This is a genomic window from Colwellia sp. SU-HH01217 (genome assembly GCF_057543495.1).
In genome coordinates this window covers 1-759 of record NZ_BAAJLX010000044.1, presented here as the reverse complement: position 1 = coordinate 759, position 759 = coordinate 1, and the positions used below count along the sequence as shown (strand labels likewise).

Here is a 759-nt window from a genome sequence, read left to right as displayed (position 1 = left end):
TTCATGATGTCGCCTTTGGGCCATGCGCTCAAGGAGAAATTACACACACCAAATCCATCAAGATCCCTAAACAAAGCCTTACACTATTTGACCGCTGCTATTTATCAGCAGAATTAATGATTAATTGGCAAAGAGCGCATGCCGATAGCCATTGGCTGACCCCGATAAAGTCGAATACACGATTTAAAATTATTGAGGAATATAGTCGTGGAGATTGTCTTATTGAAATGAATGTTTCAGCGCATGCAAGAAAACAAGACCCTAGTTTACCAGAGACTTGGCAAGCTAGAATGGTGACTTATCAAGAGCCTAAAGGCCAAATCAAAGGATTTATCACTTCATTACTTGCGCCCAAAATATACACAAAGGATGACTTACTTGATGTTTATTGGGAGCGATGGGAAATCGAGAATGGTTATGGTGAAATAAAATGCCAACAGCTTGAAAATTCAATGATGTTACGTAGTCAAACGGTAACAGGTATTTATCAGGAGCTTTGGGGGATATTAATTGCGTATAACCTTGTGCGAGTTGAAATAAGCCAGATAGCAAAAGAAGCAGAAGTCCCTCCACTGCGCATTAGTTTCACCATGGCCTTGCGTTATATCCAAGATGAGCTGTTGTGGTGCGCAATAGCAAAACCAGGAACCATCCCAAGTAAACTCAAAGCGATGCGAGCCAAAGTGAAAAGGTTTGTGCTACCTAAAAAAAGAAAACGGCCCAAACCGAGGACCGTTAGAATATCTAAGACTAGTTATA

General features: G+C 40.8%; 1 protein-coding gene. It reads left to right on the top strand.

Annotated features, from left to right (window positions below):
- Window positions 1-759, top strand: a 759-nt coding sequence (locus tag AC27G3_RS18155; protein WP_487124044.1) for an IS4 family transposase, incomplete at both ends; no start/stop codon positions are given.